The 25459-nt window shown below is 63.8% G+C and carries 18 protein-coding genes; 9 read left to right on the top strand and 9 right to left on the bottom strand.

The features are described from left to right. Positions 1 to 74 precede the first annotated feature (74 nt). The gene (locus ACNFBT_RS20890; RefSeq protein ID WP_416752617.1) at positions 75 to 1550 is read left to right on the top strand and encodes a TolC family protein; all 1476 of its coding nucleotides are present in this window, start codon (positions 75 to 77) and stop codon (positions 1548 to 1550) included. A gap of 113 nt (positions 1551 to 1663) precedes the next feature. Further along, entirely contained in the window at positions 1664 to 2683 is a 1020-nt protein-coding gene (locus ACNFBT_RS20895; protein WP_416752619.1) for a GlxA family transcriptional regulator, read from the top strand. Between the two features lie 57 nt (positions 2684 to 2740). On the opposite strand, the gene ACNFBT_RS20900 is transcribed toward ACNFBT_RS20895, so the two are convergent. The 3 genes from ACNFBT_RS20900 to ACNFBT_RS20910 all read right to left on the bottom strand — a co-directional run bounded on the left by ACNFBT_RS20900 (position 2741) and on the right by ACNFBT_RS20910 (position 5477). Then, positions 2741 to 4042, bottom strand: coding sequence for an MFS transporter (locus ACNFBT_RS20900; protein WP_416752621.1), 1302 nt, complete (start codon positions 4040 to 4042; stop codon positions 2741 to 2743). Between the two features lie 95 nt (positions 4043 to 4137). Then, positions 4138 to 5082: an NAD(P)-dependent oxidoreductase gene (locus ACNFBT_RS20905; protein WP_416752623.1), complete on the bottom strand. Its 945-nt coding sequence runs from the start codon at positions 5080 to 5082 to the stop codon at positions 4138 to 4140. 47 nt (positions 5083 to 5129) lie between these two features. Continuing rightward, positions 5130 to 5477, bottom strand: a complete 348-nt coding sequence (locus ACNFBT_RS20910; protein ID WP_416752624.1) for a RidA family protein — start codon at positions 5475 to 5477, stop codon at positions 5130 to 5132. Positions 5478 to 5757: 280 nt separating this feature from the next. Between ACNFBT_RS20910 and ACNFBT_RS20915 the strand changes: the two genes are divergently transcribed. Beyond that, the gene (locus ACNFBT_RS20915; protein ID WP_416752626.1) at positions 5758 to 7164 is read left to right on the top strand and encodes an NAD(P)/FAD-dependent oxidoreductase; all 1407 of its coding nucleotides are present in this window, start codon (positions 5758 to 5760) and stop codon (positions 7162 to 7164) included. 8 nt (positions 7165 to 7172) lie between these two features. Beyond that, a complete protein-coding gene (locus ACNFBT_RS20920; protein WP_416752628.1) occupies positions 7173 to 7517 on the top strand; it encodes a cupin domain-containing protein in 345 nt (114 codons plus the stop codon). A 557-nt stretch (positions 7518 to 8074) separates the two neighbouring features. Here the strand turns inward: ACNFBT_RS20920 and chrA are convergent. Together chrA and ACNFBT_RS20930 are read right to left on the bottom strand one after the other, a co-directional pair. Then, a complete protein-coding gene (gene chrA / locus ACNFBT_RS20925) occupies positions 8075 to 9439 on the bottom strand; it encodes a chromate efflux transporter (RefSeq protein ID WP_416752630.1) in 1365 nt (454 codons plus the stop codon). After that, positions 9432 to 10373: a chromate resistance protein ChrB domain-containing protein gene (locus ACNFBT_RS20930; protein WP_416752632.1), complete on the bottom strand. Its 942-nt coding sequence runs from the start codon at positions 10371 to 10373 to the stop codon at positions 9432 to 9434. The genes chrA and ACNFBT_RS20930 overlap by 8 nt, the downstream gene beginning before the upstream one ends. 101 nt (positions 10374 to 10474) lie before the next feature. Here ACNFBT_RS20930 and ACNFBT_RS20935 point away from each other — a divergent pair, with 101 nt between their 5' ends. From ACNFBT_RS20935 to ACNFBT_RS20945, 3 genes are all read left to right on the top strand, one after another. Further along, the gene (locus tag ACNFBT_RS20935) at positions 10475 to 11716 is read left to right on the top strand and encodes an MFS transporter (RefSeq protein ID WP_416752634.1); all 1242 of its coding nucleotides are present in this window, start codon (positions 10475 to 10477) and stop codon (positions 11714 to 11716) included. 241 nt (positions 11717 to 11957) lie between these two features. Further along, positions 11958 to 14177 (top strand): EAL domain-containing protein, encoded by a 2220-nt coding sequence (locus ACNFBT_RS20940; protein ID WP_416752636.1) that lies wholly within the window; start codon positions 11958 to 11960, stop codon positions 14175 to 14177. Next, on the top strand, positions 14161 to 16122 hold the full coding sequence (locus tag ACNFBT_RS20945) for a sensor histidine kinase (RefSeq protein ID WP_416752638.1): 1962 nt from the start codon (positions 14161 to 14163) through the stop codon (positions 16120 to 16122). The genes ACNFBT_RS20940 and ACNFBT_RS20945 overlap by 17 nt, the downstream gene beginning before the upstream one ends. Before the next feature lie 65 nt (positions 16123 to 16187). Here ACNFBT_RS20945 and ACNFBT_RS20950 read toward each other — a convergent pair whose 3' ends face one another. The 4 genes from ACNFBT_RS20950 to ACNFBT_RS20965 form a co-directional block, all read right to left on the bottom strand. Next, positions 16188 to 17090, bottom strand: a complete 903-nt coding sequence (locus ACNFBT_RS20950; protein ID WP_416752640.1) for a plasmid partitioning protein RepB C-terminal domain-containing protein — start codon at positions 17088 to 17090, stop codon at positions 16188 to 16190. Then, the gene (locus ACNFBT_RS20955; protein WP_413347744.1) at positions 17090 to 18004 is read right to left on the bottom strand and encodes a ParB/RepB/Spo0J family partition protein; all 915 of its coding nucleotides are present in this window, start codon (positions 18002 to 18004) and stop codon (positions 17090 to 17092) included. Before ACNFBT_RS20955 ends, ACNFBT_RS20950 begins: the two co-directional genes overlap by 1 nt. Beyond that, the gene (locus ACNFBT_RS20960; protein WP_416752643.1) at positions 18001 to 19566 is read right to left on the bottom strand and encodes a recombinase family protein; all 1566 of its coding nucleotides are present in this window, start codon (positions 19564 to 19566) and stop codon (positions 18001 to 18003) included. The genes ACNFBT_RS20955 and ACNFBT_RS20960 overlap by 4 nt, the downstream gene beginning before the upstream one ends. Positions 19567 to 20313: 747 nt before the next feature. Further along, positions 20314 to 20535, bottom strand: coding sequence for a hypothetical protein (locus ACNFBT_RS20965; protein ID WP_416752644.1), 222 nt, complete (start codon positions 20533 to 20535; stop codon positions 20314 to 20316). 457 nt (positions 20536 to 20992) lie between these two features. On the opposite strand from ACNFBT_RS20965, the gene ACNFBT_RS20970 reads away from it, so the two are divergent. Together ACNFBT_RS20970 and ACNFBT_RS20975 are read left to right on the top strand one after the other, a co-directional pair. Next, positions 20993 to 24238, top strand: coding sequence for a response regulator (locus ACNFBT_RS20970; RefSeq protein WP_416752646.1), 3246 nt, complete (start codon positions 20993 to 20995; stop codon positions 24236 to 24238). Further along, on the top strand, positions 24235 to 25362 hold the full coding sequence (locus ACNFBT_RS20975) for an HD-GYP domain-containing protein (protein WP_416752648.1): 1128 nt from the start codon (positions 24235 to 24237) through the stop codon (positions 25360 to 25362). Before ACNFBT_RS20970 ends, ACNFBT_RS20975 begins: the two co-directional genes overlap by 4 nt. Positions 25363 to 25459: the final 97 nt, after the last annotated feature.

Here is a 25459-nt window from a genome sequence, read left to right on the forward strand (position 1 = left end):
ACCATTGCACAGCACGTCGCACACAGAGCAACAAAAAGCCGTAACCAGGGGGACGGCCAGGGATGAAGAGACAGATGACCTTACTGAGCGTCAGCCTGCTGGCGCTCGCTGTCAGCGGCTGCGCCGTGACCACGCAGCCGATCGACCGCAGCGTCAGCGAGCAGCGCGCCCGCGATGACCTCAAGGCGATGTTCAAGGACCAGGAGCCCCTCAGCGGCCCGCTGACCCTGCACGACGCCATGGCCCGTGCGGTGAAGTACAACCTGGAGTCGCGCCTGAAGGTGATGGAGGAGGCGCTGTCGCGTCGCCAGCTCGACCTTGCCACCTTCGACATGCTGCCACGCATGGCGCTGGAGGCCGGCTACGTCGGCCGCAACAATGTCAGTGCGTCGAGCAGCCAGAGCGTGCTGACCAACACCCAGTCCCTGGAGCCGTCCACCTCGCAGGACCGCGACCGCGACGTCGCCGACCTGACCATGGTGTGGAACGTGCTCGACTTCGGCGTCAGCTACGTCAGCGCCAAGCAACAGGCCGACCAGCGCCTGATCGTGCAGGAGCGCCGCCGCAAGGTGGTGCAGACGATCATCCAGGACGTCCGCTCGGCCTACTGGCGCGCCATCGCCGCGCAACGCCTGCTGGGGCAGATCGACAGCCTGATGGCGCGCGTCGACAGCGCCCGCAAGGACAGCCAGCAGATGAGCCAGCAGCGCATCGGCGACCCGGTGCAGGCGCTGAGCTACCAGCGCGCGCTGATCGAGGCCAGCCGACAGCTGGAGGAGCAGCGGCGCGCGTTGTCCCTGGCGAAGACGGAGCTGGCCACCCTGATCAACCTGCCGCTGGGTACCGATCTGACCCTGGCGGTGCCCGAGGGCTACGACGTCCCCGAGCTCAAGGCCGACTTCGACTCGCTGGAACAGCAGGCCCTGGCCAGCCGTCCGGAGCTGCGCGAGCAGGACTACCAGGCGCGCATCAGTGCCGCCGAAACCAAGAAAGCCATGCTGCGTATGCTGCCGGGCCTGGAGTTCTCCGCGGGCGGGCATTACGACAGCAACTCCTTCCTGGTGAACGATCGCTGGGCCGACTATGGCGTGAAGGTCACCTGGAACCTGTTCAACGTGCTCTCCGCACCGGCCGCAATCGACGCGGCCAAGGCGGGCGAAGACGTCAATGCGGCGCGGCGCCAGGCGATGTCCATGGCGGTGCTGGCGCAGTTGTATGTGGCCAACGCCAACTACAGCGAGGCGCGTCGCCAGTTCCTCACCACCCAGGAGTTGGCCAGCCTGGACAACCAGATCGTCGGCCAGCTGCGCAATCGCCAGCAGGCCCAGGGTATCGGTGAACTCGAGCTGATCCAGGGCGAGCTCAATGCCCTGCAGGCCGACCTGCGTCGCGACCTGGCCTACGCCGAGTTGCGCAATAGCTATGGCCAGATCTTCGCCTCCGCCGGCATCGATCCGCTGCCCGGCGGCCTGGCCGATACCCAGCTCAAGACCCTGGCCAATGGCCTGGCCGAGCGGGAGCGCCAGCTCGATGGCGGCCAGCTGAAGTAAGGGGCCGCAGGGGCGGGCAGGGGGCCGTTGCGGCTTCCCGGCCGCCCTTGTTGTCCGCGTCCGCGGCTTGGGCATAGGATGGTCCCCCGATCCGCCCGTCGACCCGATTGCCGATGAACCCAAGCCACCCCACGCCCGATGAGGACTCGCTCGAGCACGTGCTCAAGCCCGACCTGCGGGTCGCCCTCGTCCTCATCGATCAGTTCACCCTGACCCCGGTGGCCGGTTTCGTCGACGCGCTGCGTTTCGCCGCCGACCGTTCCTTCGAGAGCCGGCAGATTCTCTGCCAGTGGGAATGGCTGAGCGTGGCGGGCGAACCGGTCAGCGCGAGCTGCGGCCTGCCGATTGCGCCGACCCGGCGCCTGGACCCGGATGCGGAGTACGACTACGTGGTGCTGGCCGGCGGGCTGCTGTCCGGGGTGATGAACCCGGCGCCCGCGCTGCTCGACTACATTCGCCGCCTGCACGCGCGCAAGGTGCCGCTGGTGGCGCTGTGCGCCTCCTACTTCACCCTGGGCCTGGCCGGCATTCTCAAGGGGCGTCGCTGCGCGGTGCATTTCACCGTGCAGGAGCAGTTCGCCGCGCTGTTCCCGGAGACCCAGGCGGTGGTCGACAAGAGCTACATCGAGGACAACGGCGTGTTCACCTGTCCCGGCGGTTCGGCATTCGAGTTGGCCGCGGAGATCATCGGCCGTCATTGCGGCAAGCGCCGCGCGCAGAAGAGCCTGGAGTACCTGCTGGTGGCCGACGAGGACATCCGGCGCGGCACCGACAACAGCGTGGCGCATGTCTACCAGGACCCGCTGGTGCAGCGCGCGCTCGATTACATGCGCGCCCATCTCGACAGCCACTGCACGATCAGGGAGCTGGCCCTGCAACTGGGCAGCAACGAGCGGCAGTTGAACCGCGCCTTCCTGGCCAACGCCGGCCAGCCGCCCGCGCAGTTCTGGCGCAAGCTGCGCCTGCAGGAGGCGCGCAAGCTGCTCAGCGACACCAGCCTGCACGTGACGCAGATCGCCTATGCCACGGGCTTCTCCGACGCCTCGCACTTCATCCAGCAGTTCCGCCGGAGCTATGGCGAGACGCCGCATCTGTTCCGCAAGCTGCGGCACGACGCCGAACGCCTGCAATGACAAGACGCCAACGGCCCGCCGGCGCGGTGCGCGGGCGGGCCGTTGGCGGTCAGTGGGTCAGCCGACGTAGCGCGGGTTGGTTTCCGGTGCCCAGCGCTGGCAGACCACGGTGCCGATGACCAGCGCCGTGACGCAGAGGCCGATCGCCGCCGAGGCGCCGAAACGCTCCATCACCACCGGCAGGATGAAGGTGCAGGACGCCGCGCCGACCCGGCTGGCGGCCACCGAAATGCCAACGCCCGAAGCGCGCAACTGAGTCGGGAACAGCTCCGAGGTGTAGGCGAACTCCAGTACCCCGGAGGCCGCCATGACGAAGGCGAACACCGCGAACACGCCCACCACGTAGAGCCCTGGCATACCACTCCAGGTCGCCAGGACGAACAGCGCGACGGCGTTGATGCTGAAGGTGCCGATGAGGAAGGCACGGCGGGTGAGCAGGTTGATCAGCAGCAGGCCGACGACCGACCCGGCCAGCAGGAAGATGTTGTAGACCAGCCCGCCGGTGTAGCTGTCCTCGATCTTCAGGGCTTCGAGAATCCTCGGGATGAAGGTGCTCATGGCGAAGTAGGGGATCACCTGGCAGGTGTAGAACACCATGCCGACCAGGGTGCGGCGCCGGTGCTCGGGGCTGAACAGCTGGCCCCAGGAGGCTTTGGCCGTGCCCCGTTCCTCCACCGGGAGATCACCGCCGCCCAGGCGTTCGACGACCCGTTGCGCTTCCGCGTAGCGCCCCTGTTTCATCAACCATAGCGGCGACTCCGGCGTGCCCTGGCGCACCAGCAGCACCAGCAGGGACGGCACCGCGCTGCTGGCCAGGATCCAGCGCCAGGCGTCATCGCCCCACGACTGCATCAGGTAGCCGACGATGTAGGAGAGGGTGAAGCCGAGCGTCCAGGACACCGCCATCAACGCCAGCAGGGGGCCGCGGAAACGCCGGGGCACCAGCTCCGCCACCAGCGAGACGCCGACCACGAAGTCCGAGCCCAGGGCGAAGCCCAGCAGCAGGCGCAGGACCAGCAGCTGCTGGGCGTCCTGGACGAAGAACTGGGCGATGGAGGCGCCGAAGAACAGCGCCATGTTCCAGCGGTAGATGTGCTTGCGCCCGTAGCGGTCGGCCAGCGGGCCGGTCAGCAGGCTGCCGAGGAACAGGCCGATCAGGGCCGCTCCGCCGAGCAGGCCGAGCCACAGGGCATCCAGCCCCAGCGGGGTGGTCGCCAGGCTGATGGCGATGCCGATGATGCCCAGCACATAGCCATCGCAGAACTGGCCGCCCACGCCTCCCACGGCGGCCTGGAGGTGCAGCGGGCGGATAGGGGAGTTTTCGACGGCGGGGGAACTCGATAGGTCGACGCTTTGCATGGCTTGCCTCTTGTTGTTCTTGTAGGGGTAAGAGCTTGTCCAGGGGCTGCCTGCGCTGCGCTCGGCGAGACCCTGAACGGACTCTGGCAGGGGCTTCAGGACGTCCGGGCGACGAAGGCCTCGACGTTCTCCAGTGCGCTATCCATCAGCCCTTGCATGGCTTCGGCGCTGCTCCAGGCAACGTGGGGGTTGAGGATCAGGTTGTGGGTGGCGGCCAGGTGCAGCAGCGGCTCGTCGAGGGTGATCGGCTCGTGGGTCACGACGTCGAGCGCGGCGCCGGCGATCTCGCCGTCCTGCAGCGCCCGGATCAGGTCCGGCTCGTTGATCACCGCGCCCCGTGCGGTGTTGATCAGCAGCGCATCCTTCTTCATCCACTCCAATTGCTGGCGGCCGATCAGACCACGGGTCTGCGGGGTGAGCGGGCAGTTGAGGGAGACCACGTCGCTGCGCGCGAGCAGCGCTTGCAGGGGCAGGTACCGCTCGCCCTGGTAGTGCCCGTCGCGGTCGTGGAAGTACACCTGCATCTCCAGGCGCGAGGCGAGGTCGCCCAGGCGTTGGGCAATGGGGCCGTGGCCGATGATGCCCAGCACCTTGCCGCGCAGGTCGCGGATGGGATAGTCGAAGTAGGTCGGCTGCAGCGGCTGGCCGCGCTGGCGTTCATCCAGCAGCAGGCGGTGGTAGCGGCCGACGTTGCGCAACAGCTCGAAGATCATCGCCAGCGCGTGCTCGGCCACCGCGTGGGTGCCGTAGCCGGGGACGTTGGTGATATGGATGCCGCGCTGGCGGCAGTAGTCCAGGTCGACGATATCGGTGCCGGTCAGCGCCAGGGAGATCATGCGCAGGGCAGGCAGTTGTTCCAGTTGCGCCACCGTGATCGGCACGCCGCCGGTGATGGCCACGGTGGCGGTGGACAGGCGCGCCACCATCTCGTCGGGCGCGGTGTAGTCGTGGCAGCTCCAGCGATGGGGGAAGGGCAGTTCCCTGATCTTCACGCTCGCGGGGAACGCGTCGCGGTCGAGGAAAACGACGTCGTGCAGCACAGGCACCTCCAGGTGTGATTGTTCTTGTAATTGAGCGGGGAGCGCCGTCAGGCCACGGCGCTGGCCTGGATCTCCAGGCGGTAGCGGCTGTCTGCCAGGGCCGCGCCGACGCAGGCCCGCGCCGGCGGATGCTCCGGGTCCACCCAGGCGTCGTAGATGCGGTTCATGGCGTCGAACTCGGCCATGTCGGCCAGCCAGATCTGCACGCGGACGAGGCGCGTCTTGTCGGCGCCGGCCAGGTCCAGCACGGCTTCCAGTTGTTCCAGCACGTCGCGGGTCTGTTCGGCGATGTCCTGGCTCGGATCACGGGCGACGATGCCCGAGGTTTCGATGCATTCGTTGAAGCGCACGCACTGGCTGTAGCGGGCGCTCCTGCCTTCGCGATGGATGTCCAAGGCAACCCCTCCTGTCTTGTCATGGCGGCCGACGTGGCCGGCCTGGTGCTGATTGTTCGGGGGGCGGGGAGCTGCGAGCTAGGAAGAAAAGGACGATAAATAGGAGAAATCTGCGTTGTTAAAAAATAACTACAAAATTTTCTTTAAGTAAAAAATATCGTTGTTTTTTAGATTGCCTGCGGATAGCCTCCGGACCCATCGCCAGCCAGTGGGTTGTCCTGCGAGGACGCGTATCGCCCGGCTGGCGCGACCGACGATTTCACTTGCCAAGAGACCCGAGATGAAATTTCCAGCCGTGCCGCCGCTGAAGCGCAGTTTCTGGATGTTGTCCGCCGAGCCCGACCTGCAATTGCCGTCTCCGCTCTCGGGCAACCATCGCGCCGATATCGTGATAGTCGGCGGAGGCTTCGTCGGCCTCTGGACGGCCCTGACGATCAAGGAGCACGAGCCCGATTGCCGGGTCATGGTGCTGGAGCAGGACGTCTGCGGCGGCGGCGCGTCGGGGCGCAATGGCGGGTTCGTCATGTCGTGGTGGCCGAAGATCCAGTCGCTCACCTCGTTCTGCTCCACCGAGCAGGCGACCTTCCTCGCGACCAGCGCGGAGCGCGCGATCGCGGAGCTGGGCGAGTTCTGCGAGCGCCACCGGATCGACGCGTCCTTCCGGCAGAAGGGCTGGCTCTGGACGGCAACCTGCAAGGCCCACGTCGACAGCTGGAATGCCACCCTGGCCGCCTGCGAGCGCCTGGGCTTCCAGCCCTTCGAACGGCTGTCCCGCGAGGAGGTGGCGAGGCGTTCGGGGTCCGACGTGCACATCGCCGGCGTGCTGGAACGCAGCAATGCCACCGTGCAGCCGGCCGCACTGGTCCGGGGCATGCGGCGCGTGGCGCTGGAGGCGGGTGTCGAGATTTTCGAGAACACGCCCGTCACCGAGATCCAGCCGGGGCACCCGGTTACGCTCCTGACCGCGAAGGGCCGGGTCGAGGCCGGGAAGGTCGTGCTGGCCACCAACGCCTGGTCCGCCGCCATCCCGGAGCTGGCGAAGCTTTTCGTGCCGGTGGGTAGCTCCATCGTGGTGACCCAGCCGCTGGGCCAGCGCCTGGAGCGCCTGGGGTGGAGCGGGGCGGAAGCCATCACCGACTCGCAGTTGCTGGTCGACTACTACCGCACCACGCCCGACGAGCGCATCGCCTTCGGCAAGGGCACCGGCTCGCTGAGCTATGGCTCGAAGATGGGGCCGGTATTCAGCGAAGACCCCGAGGGCATCGCCCTGACCGAAGCCGACCTGCGCCGCGCCTACCCGATGCTCAACGACACGCTGGTCACCCATTCCTGGTCCGGTCCGATCGACCGCACCTACGACAGCCTGCCGGTGTTCGGCCACATCGCCGGCAGCGACAACATTCACTACGGCATCGGCTGGAGCGGCAACGGCGTCGGCCCGAGCCGCCTGGGCGGCCGCATCCTGGCCAGCCTCGCGCTGGGGCGCAAGGATCAGTGGAGCGGTTGCGCCCTGGTCGGCCGCCGCTGCAAGTCGTTCCCACCCGAGCCGGTGCGCTTCATCGGCGGCTCGATGGTACGCAAGGCCGTCATCCGTAAGGAGCGCGCCGAACTCAATGGCAAGCCGGCGAATCAGTTCGACGTACTGATGGCCCGGTTTGCGCCCGCTGGACTGGAAGACAAAGCCTGAGGAAACCCATGACCCCCGTACTGTTCCGTCTCGACAACGCCCAGTTCTCCGAGCCCGCTCCGGCCGGCATCCCGATCGGCGCGCCGATCCCGATGGCGAGCACCGCCGCGCACCAGGAGCTCGCCTCGCAGAACGCCTCCAGCGGCTTCTGGGAGTGCTCCCCCGGTCGCCTGCGCCGGGCCATCATGCAGGCCGAGTACAGCTACTTCATCGAAGGCCGGGGCGTGTTCACCCCCGACGGCGGCGAGCCCATCGCCTTCAAGGCCGGTGATTCGATCTACTTCGCCGCGAATACCCACGGCGAGTGGGAAATCATCGAGAAGGTGCGCAAGGCGTATCTGATCCTGGGGTGAGCGTGGGGCCGCGGCTTCATCGTGAGCAGCGCTTGTGCCGGCCTGAAGGGGCACCAGCCGGAATTCAGCATGGGGCCTGTCAGCAATGGACATCGTGCCCCGCGGATCGCGAGCAAGCTCGCTCCTACAGGCATGCCCCAGCGCCGGTGCGCCTTTCGTAGGAGCGAGCTTGCTCGCGAACCCGATACAGCGCCGGCCTTGCCGGCGGATCGCGGACAAGAGCTCGCCAGACGCCGCTGTCTCTCCTGCGAGCCCAAGAGCCCCTCACCCTAACCCTCTCCCGAGGGGAGAGGGGACCGTTCGGTGCAGGATGAAACGTAAGCGTCAGCCGGCACGGGCTGCCCCCTCTCCCTGAGGGAGAGGGCTGGGGTGAGGGGGAAGCGCAGGCGCGGATTGTCCGGAGGAATACGACTGCTCCCGCACCCGAACCGTACCCCGGTCTCTCCTACGGGAACATCGGAACGGCCGGGAGCGTAGGGCGTACAACCGTTCGCGGTTGTACGCCGATACACCGCGCCCGTCCGCCCTACGCTGCGATGGATCGTCGGCAGAGGCCGTCAACCGCGCAGCAAATGCACCGCCAGACCCGCCAGGGCACAGCCGAACAGCACCTGGATCACGCCGCGCTTGAAGCGGAAAAGGGCCAGCGCCGCAGCGATGGCGATCACGGCCGACGGCCAGTCGAAAGCGCCGCCGAATCCGTTCGGCCAGAGCACGTGATAGCCGAAGAACAGGGCGAGGTTGAGGATCACGCCGACGACGGCCGCCGTGATGCCGGTCAGCGGTGCGGTGAATTTCAGCTCGTTGTGCGTCGACTCCACCAACGGGCCGCCGGCGAGGATGAACAGGAAGGATGGCAGGAAGGTGAACCAGGTGACCAGGCTCGCGGCGATGGCGCCCGCCAGGAAGGGATGGTCCGCGCCGAACATCGGCTGCACGTAGCCACCGACGAAGCCGACGAACGCCACCACCATGATCAGCGGCCCCGGCGTGGTTTCGCCCAGGGCCAGGCCATCGATCATCTGGGTGGGTGACAACCAGCCGAAATGACCAACCGCGCCCTGGTAGACATAGGGCAGCACCGCATAGGCGCCGCCGAAGGTCAGCAGGGCGGCCTTGGTGAAGAACCAGCCCATCTGCGTCAGGGTTCCCTGCCAGCCGAACGAGGCCGCCAGCAGGCCCATCGGCAGCAGCCAGAGCGCCGCCCCGATCAGGGCCAGGCGCAGCAGATGGCCCCAGCGAAAGCGCGCATGTTCGGGCGCCGGGGTGTCGTCGTCGATCAGCGCGGGGCCGTAGCCGGTCTTCGCCGCCCCGTGGCCACCGCCGATGACGAACTTGCCCGGCAGCAGCCGCCCGCCGACATAGCCCAGGATCGCGGCCACCAGCACGATGATGGGGAAGGGCACGTTGAGGGCGAAGATGGCGACGAAGGAGGCTGCCGCCACGGCCCATAGCCAGGCGTTCTTCAGGGCTCGCGAGCCGATCCGGTGCGCCGCATGGACGACGATGGCGGTCACCGCGGGCTTGATGCCGTAGAAGATGCCGGCCACCACCGGCACTTCGCCGAAGGCGACGTAGACCCATGAGAGGCCGATCAGGATGAACAGCGACGGCAGCACGAACAGGGCTCCGGCGATCACGCCGCCCCAGCTGCGGTGCATCAGCCAGCCGATGTAGGTGGCGAGCTGCTGCGCCTCCGGCCCCGGCAGCAACATGCAGTAGTTCAGCGCGTGGAGGAAGCGTCGTTCGCTGATCCAGCGGCGGCGCTCCACCAGCTCCTGGTGCATGATCGAAATCTGTCCCGCCGGGCCGCCGAAACTGATGAAGCCCAGCTTCAGCCAGAACAGGAAGGCCTCGAACAGGCCGATGGGCGCCCTGGGGGCAATAGCCTTTTCGGCGGCAGGTGCGGTGGAGTCAGTCATGGTTCTTCTCGTCAGTCGCGAACGCGGTCAACAGGCCGTCGAAGATGCCGCTGGCTGCCTGCAGCAGCGCGTCGTCATCGGTGATGCTTTCCCGCAGCCCAGCCAGGACGCGTTCGATGCCCGATGCCTCGGCGGGCTGGCTGCCGCCGACGTCCAGGTAATGAACGACGGCGGCGAGGCGCGTCAGGGCGGGGCTTTCGAGCTGGAAGCTGGCCAGCAGGGTTTCGAAGGTGACGCGCTGCCCGACGTGGCTGAAGGTGGCGCCGTCGAAGTCGAAACCCAGTGCATCGGCGGGGCAGGCGTGCGGGGAGTCCAGCCAGAGAATCCGCGCCGTCGGATCGATGAAGCGGCGAATCAACCAGGCGCTGGCGAGGCGGTCCACCCAGGGGCGTTTGCGCGTGGCCCAGCGGCGGCCCTGGAAGTCTTCCGGCGCGAGCGGCGTGATGGTCTCTTCGTGGCTGCTCGGTTCGTCCGTCGAGAGGGCGCGGCTGATGGCGGTTTCCAGCGCCTGCAGGGCCGAATCGGTGAGCTGCCTGGCCGGGTTGGGAAAGAAGTCGATGGCGGCCAGTTGGCTGAACGCCTTGCGCAGCTTGCGGACCTGCCGTGCGGTCTGCAGGGCGTTGTCGTCCGTCAGTTCGCCGAGGCAACCGGCGATATCGTCGCGCAGCCTGGCGTATTCCTCGCTGCGGTCGAACAGCGGAATGAAGCGCTCGCTGGACTCACTGAGCGTGAGCAGATAGGCGGTGCCATTGATGGCGAGTACCTCCCGCTCGATCGTTTCGAGGGCTTCCCGGCCGCCGGCGTGGTCGGGCAGCAGGTAGACCCCGTCGCGCAGCACTGCCGACCCGCAGGCCTTCAGCGCTCGCCAGGCGCGCATGCGTTCGGTCGCATTGGCGGTCGGCAGGCCGAGCACCAGCAGGAGCCAAGTATTCATGTAGAGTAATCAACGGGTTTGGTTGTAATCTCTACTATAATACGGCTTCGGCCGGATGGTCACCCGTCTTCAAGCTGCGGGTGCGCCTCGGGGATATCGCGATGATTCCACTCATCACACGCCTCTGCTCAAGGCTCGCTCTGGCGGGCGTCGAGACGGGTGTGTGGCGGCTGCTGCTGGCGAGAAGTCTGCGGGGCTTTTGCGACGGTTTCGTTGCGGTGCTGCTGCCGGCCTACCTGCTCGCGCTCGGCATGTCGACCCTCTCGGTCGGGCTGATCAGTACATCGACGCTGCTGGGCTCCGCGATCGCCACGATGCTGGTCGGCATGTTGGGCAATCGCTTTCCACGCCGCTCATTGCTGCTGGTCGCGGCCGGGGTGATGGTGGCCACGGGCATCGGCTTTTCCAGCTTCTCGACGCTCTGGCCTCTGCTCGTGGTGGCCTTCCTCGGCACCATGAACCCAAGCGCCGGGGATGTCAGCCTGTTCCTGCCCATCGAGCATGCCTGCCTGGCCGAAGCGTCGGATGCGCGGGCACGCACGGCACTCTTCGCGCGCTACAGCCTGGTCGGGGCGCTTTCCGGCGCTCTGGGCGCGCTGCTGGCCGGAGCGCCCGCATGGATCGCCGCCCATTTCGGCATCGCCGCACTCCCGTCCATGCGCGGCATGTTCGTCCTCTACGCACTGGCGGGGCTGGCGATCCTGGCGCTGTACCGGCACATGCCCACACATAGGCGCGTGCCGACCAGCGCTCGCACGCCGCTCGGGCCGTCGCGCTGGATCGTCGTGCGCCTCGCGCTGCTGTTCAGCGTCGATGCGTTCGCGGGCGGGCTGGTGGTCAACGCGCTGCTGACGCTCTGGCTGATGACGCGCTTCGATCTTTCCATCGGCGCCGCCGGGCAGTTCTTCTTCTGCACCGGATTGCTCAGCGCCGGGTCCCAGCTGGCGGCGGCGCCGCTCGCGCGCAGGATCGGCCTGCTGAACACCATGGTCTTCACCCACATCCCATCGAGCCTGTGCCTGATCGCGGCGGCCTTCATGCCGTCATTGCCGCTCGCCTTGTTCATGCTGTTGCTGCGCAGCGCGCTGTCGCAGCTCGACGTACCCACGCGCAGCGCCTATGTCATGGCCGTCGTCACGCCGGCGGAACGAGCGGCCGCCGCGAGCCTGACGGCGGTGCCGCGCAGTCTCGCCGCGGCCCTTGCCCCGACCCTCGCCAGCGGATTGATCGGGCTGGGCTGGCTCACCGCGCCGCTGCTCGTCTGCGGCGTACTCAAGATCCTCTATGACCTGGCGCTGCTCACGGCGTGTCGACATGTGCGGCTTGAGGGGGATTCTTCATGAGTGCGCTGCGAAATGGCGTGCATTTGCCTGGATCGTATCCAGCGCTCGAAAACGCATAATCTCCCCCGATCCTGCGCCTCATTGCGTCGCAAATATGGCGCCATTGCCCCAGCGCCGAAGGTCCTCCGCACAGGCCGTCGGGGCAGTTCCGAGGCTACTGGCCTAATGCCACCCCCTGTTCTATACCGATAACGCATGCGGGTCCGCAAAGGCCGTCGACGCGCGGGACAAGGAGAGAGCGATGCGAGGGAATGACGACGAGGGCATGTTCCAGTTTTCCCCGGAAGAACCGGCCGGAGAGCTGACCGAAACAGAGCCCTTGCTGGTGCTCAGCGTCGATGACGATCCTGGCTTTCAACGCTCGCTGCAGGCGGCGTTGCTGGGATACCGCTACCAGGACCAATCGCTGCGTCTGCTGACTGCCGGGTCGGCGGAGGAGGCGGCCAAGCTGATGGTGGAGACACCGGAGCTGGCTGTGGTCCTGCTCGACGTGGTGATGGAAAGCGACGACGCCGGCCTGCGTCTGGTGCGCAATGTCCGTGAAGTGCAGGGCAATGCCGACGTGCGGATCATTCTGCTGACCGGCCAGCCCGGCATGGCGCCGATGCAGGCGTCACTGGACCACCTGGACATCAGCGATTACTGGCTCAAGACCGACATGAGCCAGGAGCGCCTGCACAGCATCCTTACCGGCAACCTGCGCACCTGGCAGCAGATTCGCGCGCTGAGCCGGGCCAAGCGCGGCTTGCAGGCGATAGTCGAAGCCAGCAACAGCCTGACCCTGGCCAGGGGGCTGGAAGATTTCTCGGCGCGGATGATCTGCGAGCTGTCAGGCCTGCTCGGGGTGGCGCCGGATGGCCTGGTCTGCGTCCAGGCCGGGCAGGATGAGGAAGTGCCGTTGCACGCCAGCATCAGCGCGGCAGCCGGCCGTTTCGCCGGAAACCTCGCTCGGCCGCTGGCATCGCTGGACGACCAGCCGATCCGTGCACTGCTGAGTCGGGCCATGCAGGAAGAAACCGCCATCGCCACGGCCGACAGCCAAGTGCTGTTCTTCCCCGGCACCCACGGCGTGCCCCATGCGGCCGCTTACCTGGCGACCGACAGGCATCTCGACGAGACCGAGCGCGAATTGCTGCGGGTGTTCTCCACCCAGGTCAATTCCGGCCTGATCAACGTAGCCCTGAGCAGCCGCCTCGATCGTATCGCCTACGAAGACGAACTCCTCTCGATACCCAATGGCAACGCCTTGCTCCGCGAGCTGGAAAGCGTCCTGGCGCTGCCCCCGCCGTGCGGGCGCACGCTGTTGCTGGTGGACCTCGACCAGTACGCCGAGGGCAGCCTGTCGCTGGGCGTCGAGCAGGGCGACCTGATGCTGCAGGGCATGGCCCGGCGCCTGCGCGCCAGCTTTGCGCCGCCTTGCCTGGTCGCGCGCCTGCATGAAGATACCTTCGCGATCCTCGGTCCGACCCAGCGCCTCTCCACCCAACAGGTCCGCAGCCTGGAGCTGTTCGACGAGAGCGCGCATTCCCCCTTCATCGGCATCGGCGCGGCGCGCCTGGACCTGGACGCCTACAACGGCTCGGCCCGTGGCGCCATCGCCGCGGGCCTGCTGCTGCTCAAGCGGGCGCGTAGCCAGGCGTCGCTGCTGTGCGAATACCAGCCGGGCATGGAGGAGGAGACCAGCCAGCGTTTCCAGCAGTCCCATGCGCTCTACCATGCTCTGCGCAATACCGAGGGCATTCGTATCGTCCTCCAGCCCCAGGTGGACCTGGCCACGGGGCAGGTGTGCGGCGCCGAGGTCCTGGCCCGTTGGGCGGATGCCGACGGGACGGAAGTGCCGCCCGGCGTGTTCATCCCCATCGCCGAGGCCAATGGCCTGATCGTGCCGTTGGGCAAGCGCATCCTGGAAATGGCTTGCGCGGCTGCGCGGGCGCTCGACCAAGCCGGCTTCCCCGATCTTCCCCTGGCGGTCAACGTGTCGCCCCTGCAACTGGCGCGGCAGGAGTTTTCCGAGGAGCTGGTGGCGGTGGTCCGCCAGCACGGCATCCGCCCCCAGCGCATCGAGCTCGAGGTCACCGAATCGGCGGCCATGAGCGACCAGCAGGCCGGCGGCAACATCCTGCGCAGCCTGGAGCAGGCCGGGTTCTCCATCGCCATCGACGACTTCGGCACCGGCTATTCGTCGTTGAGCTACCTGAATTCGATCTGCGCCTCGACCCTCAAGGTCGACCAGCGCTTCGTCCGCGAAATCGGCCTGGTCGATGACAAACAGAGCATCGCGGACATGATCATCGCCCTCGGCCATCGCATGCAGATGTGCGTACTGGCCGAAGGGGTGGAAACCGACGAGCAGGCGACCTGGCTGCGCGAACATGGCTGCCAGCGTGCCCAGGGCTACCTGTTCGGCCGCCCCGAACCGCTGGATGCCTTCATCGAGCGTTTACGTGAACGGCATAGCTGAAGAAGCCGTAATCCAGCCCACTGAGCGCCATGGCTGGCTGCGGTTCAATGGCCACTTCCTGCGGCAGCACCGGCGCCACCTGCTGACCCTGGTCGTCCCCTGGCTGCTGCTCCTGCTCCTGGGCCTGCCGCTGCTGTGGAACGAGCTGGAGCGCGTGGCGCGCGAGCCGGCCCTGCGTGCCCGCGACAGCGTGCGCGAGGAGACGGTGCAGATTCTGACGCGGTCCTTGGACCTGCTGCGCCATGACGTGGTCTTCCTCGCCGACCTGCCGCCGGAATTGATCAGCACCGACACCCGCCCCGATTCGATGGCTGCCCGGTTGTTCCTCAGTTTTTCGAGCAGCTCCATCAACTACGACCAGGTGCGCTGGATCGACGAAAACGGCGATGAGCGCCTGCGCGTCAACAATCGCGATGGCCATGTGGAGCTGGTGCTGCCCGAGCAACTGCAGAACCGGTCCGAGGCTCCCTACTTCAGCGAGGCGGTCGGCTTGCCGGCCGGCAGCATCTACTTCTCCGAACTGGACCTGAACACCGAACACGGCGTCGTCGAACAACCGCTGCAACCGACGCTGCGCGTGGCCAGCCCGGTACTGGACCAAGGCAACCGCCGGGGCGTGGTGGTGCTCAACTACCGTGCCCAGCGCCTGCTCGATCGCCTGCGCATGCTGGGCTCCCGGCAGGGCGTGAAACTCTACCTGGTGAACCGTGAGGGTTACTGGATTGTCGGGCCGCGCGCCGAGGACGAGTGGAACTGGCAACTGGGCAACGGCGAGCACCGCCTGGGCGTCAGCCAGCCCGGTCTGTGGCAGGCGATGCAGGCGCGCAAGAACGGTCACTGGATCGGCGAGGGTGGCGACTGGTCGTGGATCGACCTGAACAGCGCCGAAGTGCTGAACAGCCGCGAAGGGGCCAAGGTCGATACCCATCGTTTCGGCTTGCGCGTGCTGGTGGAGGTGCCGGACTCGGCCATCGGTACATTGGGCTGGCGCTGGAAATTGCTGGTTGCCGTGCTGGCGCTCTCCATCGTTGGCCTTGCGGGGTTCCTCATCCTGCGCCTGATGCGCAGCATGGAGACTGAGGCACTGCGGCGCAGCGAGCTGGAGCGGGCCAATAGCGCGTTGATCGAAGCCGGGCGCGACATGCAGGCGATGCAGGCGGAGCTGGCGCGGGTCGAGCGCCTGTCCTCACTGGGGCTGATGGTCGCGGGCGTTGCCCATGAGATGAACACACCGCTGGGCGGCGCCAGCCTTGCGCTCTCCACCGCACAGAGCGGCCTGGACGAACTGCTCCGGCGCCTCGACGCAGGATTGCGCCGTTCCGACCTGGATCGCTTCCTGGCGGACAGCCGCGAAGCCCTGGCCATCGCCCAGGCCGAGACCACCCGCGCGGCGGGCGTGGTGCAGCGCTTCAAACAGGTGGCGATGGATCGCACCACGCTGCAGAAACGTCGCTTCGACCTGGCCGAGGCGATACTCGACGCCGATGTGCGCCTGCGCCGCTGGGACCCTCACCAGCCGGTTCAACTGGTGCTGGATCTGCCGGAAGGACTCTGGATGGACAGCTACCCGGGGCCGCTGGGGCAGGTCATCTCCAACCTGCTGGGCAACACCCTCGATCACGCCTTCCCCGAGGGCAGGGCGGGGCGCATCAGCATTGCCATTGCCGCCGATGGGCCGACAGGCGTGGTCATCAGGTTCAGCGACAACGGCAAGGGCATCCCGCGCGATGAGCTGCCGCGCATCCTCGAACCCTTCTTCACCACCGGCCGCCACCGTGGCAATACCGGCCTGGGACTGCACATCTCGCACCAGATCGTGACCGAGGTGCTGGGCGGACGCCTGCACGTGGAAAGCGTGGCGGCGGACGAAGCCGATGGGGTGGGGAGCGGCACCCGCTTTACCCTGCACCTGCCGTGCAGCGGGCCGGATGCGCAGCCGGGTTAGGTTGGTTGCTGGGGGAGCAGTGTCGTCTTTAGTGTGCGGCTGTTGACGACCCATAGCGGACACAGCTATTCCCGCTCCAGATGCCGAGCATCGGTGCTAACTGCCTCCATGATGGACACCAGTTCTTCTAGCAAATCAGCATGATGTTGATGGAGATAGCCAGCGATCGACTCATTGCGCAAGACGCGCATTAAGTAGCCTTTAGCAACGACCAAGACGAGCATAGTTTCACCAAGGGTATCTTCCACCTGCCGATAGTCATGCTGGAGGTTCTCCATCTCTCGTTCCATACGAGTAATGTCGACTGAGCTGATCTCGGTAGTCGATTTTTTCTGTGTGACCAGGAATTCGGGGCGGGTCGCAGCTAGAACCATTCGCGCATAGTTGTGGGTAAAACAATTCGCACTGATCATCATTTCCGCGGCTTCAATCTGGCGGATAGGCTTCATCCGACGCAGCACTGTGAAGACCTCATTAGCCACCATTCGAACCTTGAGCAGTTCCACTACCTCGGGTGCAATACCTTTCAGAAGATTGGCGCGCGCATGGATGCGATTTACATTCATGCCTAGGACTTGTGCAATTCGATCCGCTGAGACACCTTTCTTCAGTGCTGCAAGGATCATTTTGTGCTCTTGAATAGGCGTTAGTCGATTTATTTGCCGGTTGTAGGTGAAGCCCTCGTCGTCGGTTGAGATCAAACATAGTGCTTCAGTACCTCCCAGCGCCTTGAGTGCCTCAAGGCGCATGTGGCCATCGAGCAAGATGTACGAGGTCACGCCAGCGTCGATCACCGGCTTAGGGTGTACAGCCAGGGGCTCGATGATTCCGAGTTCGCGGATTGAGCTGAGGATGCTCAAATACTTCTTGCTCGTGTAAGTCGTTTTTCCCAGTTTTCGAGTAGGTAGGATGCGCTCAACAGGTACGACGATAACGCGTTGCTCAAAGGCCTGCTTGACGTTACCCATTATGAGTTTTCCCCCTGAACTCGGTCCGACAGAGGTTTGGGCATGTCCTGTATCCCTTTGCTGCGGAGCAGGGTGCAGAAGTACTCATCTGCAAACAGCTTGCGCAGGGCCGTCACAATGATGAGCAAGCGCTGTTCGTTGATATCAGCCTTCTTGATCATCACTTTCTGCCGACGAACCTCGGCTTGGTAGGCGCTGAGTAGCTTCTGTGGAGTATTCAGACGCTCGCTACCTGACACAGGACTAAAGCGCTTACCTAACGCCTTACGACGGTCAATCAGTCGACGTACCCGAAGCAGTTGATCTCCTTTGAGCAGCCCTGTTTCGTAAGCTTCTATCATGGCCAGTTGGACTTCGCTGTCACTGGCGCGTGCAATATCCGTGGCGAACTTAATGGGTAGCCACCCTTTCTCGACGGCCGCAATCAGCCGATCCTCTCCATTTCGTAATAGCATTAGGATGCCGGTGATATAACCGGTATCGAGGCAGGTTTTGGCAGCGATTTCCACAGCTGAATAGCCGCGCTCGCAAAGCACTTGGATCGAGTTCAACAGATCTCGATTGGAGTGTTTGCGGCGAGCCAGGTTCTCGACAAGGCTAATGAGAAATCGGTCTGCCTCACGAGCACTGACGACAATGCAAGGGATGCTTGTTTCCCCTAAGGCTTGAAATGCCTCGTACCGGCCTTGCCCACAGACAATCTCGTAGCACTCCTCGGCAGCATCATTTACTGGGGTCACAGTAATAGGGCGCTTAAGGCCAAGGGCTGAGATATTTTCAACCAACTTGGCGAAAACCCGTCGGTTACGCCCCCTTGGGTTGAGGATTCGAATACGTTCTAGATTGATTAAGCGAATGGAGGACTCTTCGGCGACGTGCAGAGGTGCTTTGCGGTTGCTGGGGATGGCCGTCATGCAACTCTCCTATACGCTGAGCGACGTGATAGTTCAGCCAGGATCTGAAGGTTGTCAAAGCGATAGATTTCAAGGCTTGAAGGATTAGATTCTGCAAGTCGCAAGTTCGATGAAACTATATCGATGGTTGGCAGGACGTAATAATCGAGGGGTGACTCTTCTCCTTCTATCATGCGAACTGCGACTGTGATGTCGGGAGCTGCGCCTAGGTCGAAGCGAATTTTCCAGCGCCTAGCCCCAATCGCTGAGGTCTGACAACGGCACAACACCAGAGAAATTATTAATTCCTCATTTAATTGTATTAGATCAGTTTTTGGATCAATCACGACGTGCCCGCCGGCTGCCGAAATGTCACCTATGACACGTTGAAGTAAGGTCGGATGCATCTGGCGAAGACGGCGATTTGCTTCGATGTACTCGTAATCGCGCTGGGGGGTGTAGCCAATTAGGGCGTAGGAGCGCAGCAAGCTTCCGAATCTATGCTGATATGCGCTACTGGATGGGCATCCTTCAGTTTCATCAATAATAAGTCCTGACAAATAGCCGTTTCGTGCGTAGATTTCCAGTAGTTTATTCAGCATTTCCTCGTCAGACATTCTGTATGAGCGAGTCTGAATTATTTCTTGAGCTGCGCGAAATAATACTGCATTAACTATAGGTAGGAATGCACCATCAGCCCTAATCCATTCATCCTGCTTGTTGCGAACTCTTTGCTGCTTGAGCTTAAAGGAGCAGCGATTCCATACATTGTTTCCAATATATTTCTCATTGATCAGTATTTGGTGGATGGTGCCCCGGGTCCATGGACGCACTCTGTCAGTTAAAACTCCACGGGTGTTAAGCCAGTCTGAAATCTCTCGTTCGCTGCGCCCCTCTTCAACGAATAGTCTGTAGATCCATTGAACTATTTCGATCTCATCATCAGGGCCCGGAACGAGAACCACGCGGTCAGTCTGAATGCTTTTATGCTTTCCAGAATCCAACACGCCCTTAGGGGTTCCGTTGGCGTCTATTAATTGTCGTCTGAGACCAAATCCTGCTGGACCACCTTGCCGATAGCCAAGTTCTATCAGCCGAGATTGGCCTGCAAACACTTTTACAGACAACTCTCGGCTGTACTCTCCTGCCATCATCCGTTTTACACTTTTTATGATGTTCGAGACCGGTGATCCATCATTAGTGAACTGTTCAGCGCAGTATTGAACAGACACCCCTGCCTGTCGGCAACGAACCTCGTAGCTTGCGCTGACATCGGGATCCTGAAAGCGCCCCCAACGACTGACGTCGTAGACAAGAATGGTTGAGTAGTCGGCGAGTCCATTTTCAACGTCATCGAATAACTGCTTAAGAGCATCTCGACCCTCAAGCCGCAGGCCGCTTTTTCCCGAATCTGTATATGTGCGAGAAATTTCCAGATCATGGGCGGCGGCATAAAGACGAATAGTATCGAGTTGGTTTTCGGTCGAGTACTGCTGATGCTCGGTAGACATTCGCACATACGCAGCAGCTTTGCGCAGTCTTGACGCTCTCCTATCTTCTTCAGAGCCAATGAATGTTTGCATCGGCAAATGCCCCAGTCAGTCTTCATCCAGCGTTTCGCTGGTGTTGATTAACAAAAGGTAGAAGACGGGGGTAGGAAAAATGTTTACGAAAACGGGCAATTTTTTTCCAAGCGCAGAACAATACGCCAAGCAGATCTCTATCGCCTTGCAAGGCGAGCTAGGAGCTACGCATCAAGCAACCAAGACATTGATGCGCTGGACTAATGCTAACGAGCGGACAGTCAAGAACTGGGTAGCCGGTACCTCGGGGCCACGAGGTGAGCACCTAATTTCATTGGTTGGAAACTCTGATGCGGCTCTTAGTGCATTCTTGAGCATGGCAGGTCGCCCTCAGGCTTTAGTGGCTGCGGAGCTTTACTCCTTACGCCACCGTCTTCTTGCCTTGCTTGAGGGAATTGATGGCGTGATAGAACTGGAGCCCTCTAAACCCTAGCGTCACGTTAAGGTTGTTCAATGAGGCAGGGAGCAAACGCCACTGATCTGGAGCAGGTCACGGTTTCGTCGAAGGGCCGGGCGCCTGTGGGATCTACGGTTACGGTGTGCGCGAGATCCTGCCTTCATTGATTTCAGACACAAAGACCTCAAGCGTATCCGCATCGATATCCAGCTGACCGGCCATTTCCTGTAGTCTCCCCGCTGCCCCTTTGTCTCTTACCATGGCTGCAAAGGTTCGGATCAAATCGGCCGCTGCGGCATTGTTGAACGAGGCCGTTCGCAGTGCAGAGCGTAGCTGTCGCTCCGCCTCTTTCATTGCAGCACCGCTATCTCTCCGGCCTGAGTGCGCTCGGCCAGAATGCGAATCTTTCCGGCATCAGCTCTTAGCAACTTGATTACTTCTCTCACTTTGTCTGCCTGGCCGGGCGGAAGCTCCAGTGCGGCCAGCTCCAATACTGTTGCCGAAGCCTCATTTCGAAAGCTCAGCTCTGCCAATGTTACGCGCAACTCCTGTGATGCTCTGTCCAGCGACATGGCATGACTCTCCAAGTGGAATATTCAGCTACTCATCGAAGAGTAGCGCATTGGAATGAACGGCCTGGTGAAGACCGTGCCAAGCACATGCGAGGTGCTTCTTCTGCGTGGACGATCGAGCCAGTCCTTTCGTTGATGAATGTCCGCTAATGGCCGATAGCAGACCATGCTTCTTCTGATTAAGACGGAGCATAGTCCCCCGGTAGCTTTCGACTGAGGACTCAACCCGAATCGGACTTTCACGCAGGTGCGCCCTGATCGTTGCAGCGCAGGACGCATTCAGCCCCCCCGATTTCAGGACGGTGACCCCTTCGCGGGCTGGCGGGCTGCCGGGCACATCCACATCCCCGGGCAAGCTTCTCGAACCCGTATGGGTTATGGCATGGCGGTATTTTTTCGAGGCACATGCCAGAATGATCCTCAGCACGGACAGCCACTGTAAAGGGAGGGGGAGTGCATGGGGTTCGCAGACATCCTCGCTCGGCTGAGAGCACGCGCCAGTCGATCCAATGATCGGCCGGCCATCCACGACTATCTGCTCTACCGGATCCTCGGCATCGTGGTTCTGGCGTTCGCGATCTTTGCCATTGCCACCTACCTCGTCGTGACCCGTCCCGCGCAGGACGAACTGGCCAATACGGCAATGGCCCGGGCATCGGAGCAGGTGGAGAGCGATGTCGGTGCGCTGTTTGGCCGAGCCACCGAACAGTTGAACACCCTGCGGGAATGGGGCCGCAGCGGAGTGCTGGATACCGAGGCACCCGACGCCTTCGCCAAACTGCTCATCCCGGCCTTGAGGGCTCAGCGGCAGATTGCCGGGGTGATCTTCGCCGACGGACAGGGGCGCTATATCGAACTCAACCCGGAGTCGGACCATGGTGCGAGCTGGATCGTGCGCGTCGCCAATATTCCCAGGGATGGCGCCGTGCAGCGCTGGTTCCACTACGACGATGCGGGCCGACTCCTGCGCGAGGAGCGTATCGTGCGCCTCTACGATGCCCGCACGCGTCCCTGGTACAAGGAGGCCCAGGCCGCTTCGGCGGACCAGGTCCACTGGACGGCGCCATACCCCTTCTTCGAGCGCAAGGACATCGGCATCACCGCCACACTGCGCGGGGGTGGAGCCCAGGCCGGTGAGTCCTGGGTCGTGGCACTGGACCTGCTCCTGTATGACCTCTCCCGCTTCACTTCACAGCTCCAGGTCGGTATCAACGGCAGTGCGGCCTTGCTGACCCAGGATGCCAGGTTGTTGGCGCGTCCCCGTTTCCTGGCGGCGTCCCCCGAGGACAATCCTGCGGATTGGCTCTCCAAGTCGGCGGAAGAGGCGGGGGCGACCAGACTGGCCGCCGCGCTTTCGTCATGGCGTGCGCAGGGCAACCCCGTCGACGCTCCGGTTTTCTTCGATGTCGCCTCCGAGCCCTGGATCGCCAGGTTCCGGCCGTTGCAGTTCGGCGATATGCGCCTGCAGGTTGCAACACTCGGACCGCGCAGCGATTTCACCCTGACCACCAACTGGCATGCCACGGCGATGGGCCTCATGATCCTGGCCGTGCTGGGGCTGGTGTTCCTGGTGGCGCATCGTTTTTCCAGGCGGTTCGCCAACGTGGTGGACCATCTGGCGGCGGAAAGCGAACGTATCGGCAACATGCAACTCGATGAGCCGGTGCAGCTATCCACCCATACCCGCGAAATCGACAAACTGGTCGGTGCCCAGGAGCACATGCGCGTGATGTTGCTGGAGGCCACGCGGGACCTGGAGGCCAAAGTGGTGGCCCGCACCCAGGATCTCGAGAAGCTGACCAACGAGCAGGAGCGGTTGCTCGCGCATCTGCGCATCGCCAAGCAGACCGCCGAGGAGGCCACCCAGTCCAAATCGATGTTCCTGGCCAATATGAGCCATGAGATCCGTACGCCGATGAACGCCATCATCGGCATGGCGCACCTGGCCCAGAAGACCGAGCTGTCGCCCAAGCAGCGCGATTACATCGCAAAGATCCACAACGCCGGCACGGCGTTGCTCGGGATCATCAACGACATCCTCGACTTCTCCAAGGTCGAGGCCGGCAAGCTCGAGTTGGAGCACGTACCGTTTCGCGTGGACGAGGTACTGGGTGGCAGCATCGCCCTGGTTGCGCAGAAAGCCACGAGCAAGGGGCTGGAGATGCTCTGCGACGTCGCCGAGGACGTGCCCCTGACGCTGTGCGGCGATCCCCTGCGGCTCGGCCAGGTGCTCACCAACCTGCTCAGCAACGCGGTCAAGTTCACCGAGCATGGGCAGATTGTCGTCCGGGTAAGCCAGGCGGGCCACGACAGTGATCGCGTGCAGTTGCAGATCCAGGTCAGTGACACGGGCATCGGTGTGACGCGCGAGCAGCAGGGCGATCTGTTCAGCGCCTTCAGTCAGGCCGATGGGTCGACGACGCGCAAATACGGCGGCACGGGGCTTGGGCTCGCCATCTGCCGGCGCATCGTGGACCTGATGGGCGGAACGATCACTGTCGACTCCACCCCTGGTCAGGGGAGCACCTTCAGCTTCACGGCATGGTTTACCCGGGAGCAGGGCGCCTTGCTACCACGTCACACCCTGCCGGAGGCGCTCCAGGGCATGCATGCCCTGGTCATCGATGACAACGCAGCCGTGCGCGGGCTGTTGTCGCAGATGCTGCAAACCATGGGGCTCAAACCCCAGGCGGTTTCCTCCCAGGAGGAGGCCCGGGATGCCATCCGCTCGGCAGCACATCCCCCCTTCGGCGTGGTGCTCCTGGATAGCGGGATGCCCGCGATGGATGGGGTTGCGGCGGCGCAGATGCTGGCTCGCGAAGAGCCCGCGCTGCCGGTCGTCCTGCTCCAGCCCTTCGGCGGGGACGAACATGAAACGGACAGGGCGCAAGGCCATCCGGAGAACATCAAGGCCGTGCTGTACAAACCGGTGAGCGCATCCTCTCTTGCCGATGTTCTGATCCAGCTCTTTTCGGCGCGCACAGCGGCGGGCGCGTCCATCGGCACAGGCAATGCGGCGCATCAGCCCTTGTGCGGCGCCAGGTTGCTGGTGGTGGAGGACAATGGCATCAACCAGCAGATTGCCTGCGAACTGCTCGAAGGCGCGGGAGCCGAAGTACGGCTTGCCGGAAACGGGCGCGAAGCCCTGGAGATCCTCCGCAGCAAGGGCCCGCGGCACTATGACGTCGTGCTGATGGACCTGCAGATGCCGGAGATGGGTGGTCTTGAGGCCACGCGTCTGGTTCGCGCCGAGGCCCACTTCGACAGCCTGCCCATCATTGCGATGACCGCCCATGCCCTGGCCGATGAGTACCGCCAGTGCCTCGACGCCGGCATGGTCGATCACATTGCCAAACCGCTGGAGCCGGCCCTGGTCCTGCAGACGATTGCGCGCTGGATCGGCAAGCAGGCTGGCCCGGCGGTCGCGCCGCACAGCCCTGGGCAGCCCATGGCGATCCCGGTTTCCCCTGGCGATGCCAAGGCTGCCGCCGGCAAGCTGGCGTCACTTCTGGCATCTGCCGATGGAGAGGCGGTAGATCACCTCTTCGACCATCTGGAGGTGCTGAAGACGCTGTTTACGGCAAACGGCGACTTCGCGGCTTTCGAGTCGGACGTGACCAACTATGATTTCGACGTGGCGTTGGAGCGCCTGCGGCGCACGGTCCAACCCCTTGGCATCACCCTTGAGGAATTCACCCCATGAGCAGCGTGCAGGATGCCGCCCCTCTGCCAACGATCCTGATCGTCGATGACACGCCGCAGAACATCGCCTTCATGGCGGGCCTGCTCAAGGACCGCTACCGCACGCGCATCGCCACCAATGGCACGCGCGCCTTGCAGGCGGCCGCCATGCTGCCGCTGCCGGATCTGATCCTGCTCGACATCATGATGCCGGACATGGACGGCTACGAGGTCTGCCGTCGTTTGAAAGCCACCCCGGCCCTGCAACAGATTCCCATCATCTTCCTGACCGCCAGGACGGATGCCGAGGCCGAGCAGATGGGGCTGGACTGCGGTGCGGTCGACTACATTACCAAGCCCATCTCGCCACCTGTCGCGCTGGCCCGGGTACGCAACCACCTGGCGCTCAAGGCCGCCGCCGACCAGCTCCGGGACCAGAACATGCGTCTGGAGGACGAGGTCGCCCAGCGTACGCGCCAGATCCAGAAGACCCAGGACGTCACCATCATGGCCATGGCGTCGCTTGCCGAAGCCCGTGACAACGAAACCGGCAACCACATCCGCCGCACCCAGCACTACGTCAAGCTGCTGGCACAGGCGCTGCAGACGCATCCCAGGTTTTTCGACTTTCTGAGCGATGAAGTCACCGAGTTGCTGTTCAAGTCCGCCCCGCTGCATGACATCGGCAAGGTTGGAGTGCCCGATGCGATCCTGCTCAAGCCCGGCAAGCTGACTCCCGATGAATTCGAGATCATGAAGACCCACACCACGCTGGGCAGGGACGCCATCGTCAAGGCCGAGCAGCTCATGGAGGAGCCCAGCACCTTCCTGCATCTTGCCCGTGAGATCGCGTACTCCCATCAGGAGAAATGGGACGGCTCCGGCTATCCCCAAGGTCTGGCAGGCGACGCTATCCCCATTTCGGCGCGCCTGATGGCGCTCGCCGACGTGTACGACGCCCTGATTTCCCGACGCGTCTACAAACCGCCGTTTCCCCACGAAGAGGCGGTGCGCATCGTCCAGCAGGGCAGCGGCTCGCATTTCGACCCCGACATCGTGGCTGCCTTCCTTGCGATCCACGAATCGTTCCATCAAGTGGCGAAGACCTTCGCCGACGATCACGGTGAAAGCCAGTCCCTCCATTGAGATGATCCCGCCCGTTTTGCGGGACCGTGCGTAAAAAGCCCAGCGTAAGCGTTGCCGGTTTTTGCCAAACCCCGCGGCGGGCGTGCACCCAGGAGCG

The organism is Pseudomonas sp. NY15181, from assembly GCF_048068055.1.
In the GTDB taxonomy this organism is placed as follows: Bacteria; Pseudomonadota; Gammaproteobacteria; order Pseudomonadales; family Pseudomonadaceae; genus Pseudomonas.

Excerpts from the sequence above, each read along its gene's own strand:
- ACNFBT_RS20960 (WP_416752643.1), bottom strand. The coding sequence starts at position 19,566 with ATGCAAACATTCATTGGCTCTGAAGAAGATAGGAGAGCGTCAAGACTG.
- ACNFBT_RS20895 (WP_416752619.1), top strand. The coding sequence starts at position 1,664 with ATGAACCCAAGCCACCCCACGCCCGATGAGGACTCGCTCGAGCACGTG.
- chrA (WP_416752630.1), bottom strand. The coding sequence starts at position 9,439 with ATGACTGACTCCACCGCACCTGCCGCCGAAAAGGCTATTGCCCCCAGG.
- ACNFBT_RS20920 (WP_416752628.1), top strand. The coding sequence starts at position 7,173 with ATGACCCCCGTACTGTTCCGTCTCGACAACGCCCAGTTCTCCGAGCCC.
- ACNFBT_RS20930 (WP_416752632.1), bottom strand. The coding sequence starts at position 10,373 with ATGAATACTTGGCTCCTGCTGGTGCTCGGCCTGCCGACCGCCAATGCG.
- ACNFBT_RS20935 (WP_416752634.1), top strand. The coding sequence starts at position 10,475 with ATGATTCCACTCATCACACGCCTCTGCTCAAGGCTCGCTCTGGCGGGC.
- ACNFBT_RS20915 (WP_416752626.1), top strand. The coding sequence starts at position 5,758 with ATGAAATTTCCAGCCGTGCCGCCGCTGAAGCGCAGTTTCTGGATGTTG.
- ACNFBT_RS20900 (WP_416752621.1), bottom strand. The coding sequence starts at position 4,042 with ATGCAAAGCGTCGACCTATCGAGTTCCCCCGCCGTCGAAAACTCCCCT.
- ACNFBT_RS20955 (WP_413347744.1), bottom strand. The coding sequence starts at position 18,004 with ATGACGGCCATCCCCAGCAACCGCAAAGCACCTCTGCACGTCGCCGAA.
- ACNFBT_RS20890 (WP_416752617.1), top strand. The coding sequence starts at position 75 with ATGACCTTACTGAGCGTCAGCCTGCTGGCGCTCGCTGTCAGCGGCTGC.
- ACNFBT_RS20975 (WP_416752648.1), top strand. The coding sequence starts at position 24,235 with ATGAGCAGCGTGCAGGATGCCGCCCCTCTGCCAACGATCCTGATCGTC.
- ACNFBT_RS20950 (WP_416752640.1), bottom strand. The coding sequence starts at position 17,090 with ATGGGTAACGTCAAGCAGGCCTTTGAGCAACGCGTTATCGTCGTACCT.
- ACNFBT_RS20940 (WP_416752636.1), top strand. The coding sequence starts at position 11,958 with ATGCGAGGGAATGACGACGAGGGCATGTTCCAGTTTTCCCCGGAAGAA.
- ACNFBT_RS20970 (WP_416752646.1), top strand. The coding sequence starts at position 20,993 with ATGGGGTTCGCAGACATCCTCGCTCGGCTGAGAGCACGCGCCAGTCGA.
- ACNFBT_RS20965 (WP_416752644.1), bottom strand. The coding sequence starts at position 20,535 with ATGTCGCTGGACAGAGCATCACAGGAGTTGCGCGTAACATTGGCAGAG.